The 3,159-nt window shown below is 37.6% G+C and carries 2 protein-coding genes and 1 pseudogene; 1 reads left to right on the forward strand and 2 read right to left on the reverse strand.

Annotation, left to right across the window (positions count from 1 at the left end; translation table 11 throughout):
• Positions 1-308 precede the first annotated feature (308 nt).
• Positions 309-983: a response regulator transcription factor gene (locus F6K54_RS42385; protein WP_293090483.1), complete on the forward strand. Its 675-nt coding sequence runs from the start codon at positions 309-311 to the stop codon at positions 981-983.
• A gap of 67 nt (positions 984-1,050) precedes the next feature.
• On the opposite strand, the gene F6K54_RS42390 is transcribed toward F6K54_RS42385, so the two are convergent.
• Both F6K54_RS42390 and F6K54_RS43955 read right to left on the reverse strand, forming a co-directional pair.
• Positions 1,051-1,527, reverse strand: a complete 477-nt coding sequence (locus F6K54_RS42390; RefSeq protein ID WP_293090484.1) for a low molecular weight protein-tyrosine-phosphatase — start codon at positions 1,525-1,527, stop codon at positions 1,051-1,053.
• Positions 1,528-1,717: 190 nt separating this feature from the next.
• Positions 1,718-2,588: pseudogene (locus F6K54_RS43955) on the reverse strand (RNA-guided endonuclease InsQ/TnpB family protein); the annotation flags it as partial.
• Positions 2,589-3,159: the final 571 nt, after the last annotated feature.

Raw genomic sequence — 3,159 nt, forward strand, 5'->3', positions numbered from 1 at the left:
GCAAACGGAATGCTTTGCTGCGCATATTAAAAGTAAGAAGGAGCTATACTGTCACTTAACAGTACCTCTTGCAATAGGGAGGCACAAGAATACTTAATTTTCTTTTCTCTTGGTCGATTGGATATGGCGAGGAGACCTCACCATCCCTCAACCGCTTTTTATCCCCTTTAAAAAGAAAGTTATTGACCAAATTTCTGGTCATGAGTATTTCCATAGAGGATAACTTGACAAGCACAAAAATTAGCTATTAATACTCTGGGTATTTCCCTGCTTCTAATGTTAATTTACTTCCCTATTCCCATTAAATAATGCCCTTAACAATTCTCGTAGTTGATGATGATTTGGGAACTCGTTTATGTGTTGGTGATTACCTAGAGATTTCTGGTTATTCGGTAATCAAAGCTGAAAATGGTCAACAAGCTTTGGATTTATTAGAGAAATCTCGGCCACACCTGATGATTACTGATATTGCCATGCCAGAAATTGATGGTTATGACCTGGTACGACAAGTTAGATCGCGTCCCATTTTTCGTTTATTGCCTGTGATTTTTTTAACTGCCCATACAAGTACAGAAGAACGAGTAAAAGGCTATAATTTGGGGTGTGATATTTACTTACCAAAGCCTTTTGAGTTACCAGAGTTAGGAGCAATAGTTCGGTCTTTGTTGGAACGGTCTGCTCTTATTGCTCAAGTTTCACCTACATTTAATCAATATTCTCAGACAGAAAAGCTATCTAAATCACATTATTCAGAGGTAGTATCTCAGTCAGTTATCGCCAATGCTCAGATTAATTTGACTGAGCGAGAGCAACAAGTTTTGAGTCATTTAGTTAATGGTCTTTCTAATGTTCAAATTGGCGATCGCCTACATTTAAGCCATAGAACTATTGAAAAATATGTCAGTAGTTTATTTAGAAAAACCAATACCAATAATCGAGCTGAATTAGTTCGTTTTACTATGGAAAATTACTTGAATAATTAATTTTAAATTGAGTTAGTTTTAGTTGATTTTTTGCAAAAAATAAGACTAATTTAGAATTCATTGATCGCTATTTTTTTTGATTAATGATATAGTCTAATAGTCCCTCACAAGCATCTAAAAGTATTTCAATTACATAGTCAAATCCATCCTGACCACCATAATAAGGATCGGGAACTTCCTGCACATCAAAATACCTACAAAAGTTGCACATTAATTTAACTTTATCCTGATATTTACCGACAGTATCTAAACGCAGTACATCCCGATAATTATCCTTATCCATTGTTAAGATTAAGTCAAAATCATCAAAATCTTCTACTTTAAATTTACGAGCTGCACCTTTAAGAGTAATTCCTCGCATCTTAGCTGCATAAGTCATCCTAGAATCAGGTGGACTACCTATATGATAACCTCCTGTACCAGCAGAATCACAAACTATACTATCGTTCAAATTAGCTTTTTCTATCAGATGATTCATAATATTTTCTGCTGATGGAGAACGGCAGATATTACCAAGACAAACAAATAATAATTTATATTTCATAAATTAATCAAAAATAGTTTATTAATTGATAATGGATAATGGATAATTGATAATTACCTCGGGTTTTAACCGTTACGGAATTGAATATAAGGAGATATTATTTCTTCTCTTGGTCGATTGGATATGGCGAGGAGACCTCGCCATCCCTCGACCGCTTTTTTTTCCCCTTCAAAGGGCAGGGCTGTTTCTTGGCATCGCTTATTGCCCTAGCTAATTTATGGTTTTTAACCATGTTTTTTACTGCTAAATCTTCAACTACAATCAATTGGTTTTCTTTGATTAGCTGAGTGGGCACGCTTATGGGTATAGTCTAGTCTTGAATCTTTAATTTTTGCGTGTATCCTAGCTACTTTCAGCCTAGCTTTTTGATAGTTATTTGACCCAAAGGTTTTCCTAGATAAAGACTTCTGAGCTAACCTCAGTTTTTTATGTAATTTATGAAGATTCTTAGGATTAGCTATTTTTTTTCCATCACTGGTAGTTATTAAGCTAGTGATTCCTAAGTCAATGCCTACCTGCTTGGTTGCTGGCTTGAGAGTTAAATCTCTGGTGTCATTGACTCTCTCCAGACACTGACCATCTGCTACTGGGGTCAAGTTTAACTGTAATTGTAGTTGGTACAGAACCAAGTGGTAGTTGCCTGCTCCATCTAATTGATAATGGTTCAAGACATTTTGCTAGATAGACTTGACCATCTTTCCACTTAAATGCGGACGAGCATAAATTCTGCACTACCACCCAGCGCGCTTTTTCTTAAAGTTGGGATATTTTGCACGTTCACTAAAGAAGTTGGTAAAAGCTGTTTGTAGATGTCTTAAGCCTTGCTGTAATGGAACAGTGCTAACTTCTGTGAGGAAATCTAAATCTTCCTGTTTTTTCCAGTTCGTCAGCATAGCAGAAGTTTGCTTATACCCTACTCGTTCTTTGCTTTCATACCAAGCTTGAGTTCTAGCAGCTCAAGCTTTGTTGTAGATCACTCAAACACAGCCTAAAGTTGTCCTCAACAGGTTTTCCTGCTCTGGAGTAGGATAGAATCTAAACTTGTAAGCTTTTTCAACCATTTACTGCTTGCTAATTCTACGTTGGCATTTTAACTTATTCTGTGTAAAACCACAACATTGATTGGCACTCATCCCGGCGCTCCCGATCTGCGGAGAGCGCGGGTATAAATGCCAACATTTAGATAGGGTTTGCTGATTAAATATTAAAGCATTGATTGATATTGGTTTCAGCCTTTTTTGCTCGAAAAAAGTGCGCATATTTTCGGTCGCTCAAGCTCATGCATGCTAGTATTTTGGGACGATTATGGCAGAAAAATCAAGAGAAGGTTCTTCTGACTACTTCTTCTATAATTCCCATTCCTCCTGTTTGCGGAGCATTCCGTAGGAAATTCACCGATTCTGAATTCTGGCTCCTCCTCTGAAAAAAAGACTTTTGAGCGCAAACCCTAGATAAATATCGTTAAGACTAGGATACAGGTTAGTTATCTCAACGTTGGTTGAAGACCCGCGCTCTCCCGTTTTGCGCTTCGCATAACTGCGTTAACGGCTGTCGCCGACATGTTTGCGGAGCATTCCGTCAGGAAAAGGCGGAGCAAGTGCGGCAGCTATTAGGGGAGCGTCGGGATGAAAA

This window comes from Okeania sp. SIO3B5 (genome assembly GCF_010692555.1).
Taxonomy (GTDB): Bacteria; Cyanobacteriota; Cyanobacteriia; order Cyanobacteriales; family Microcoleaceae; genus Okeania.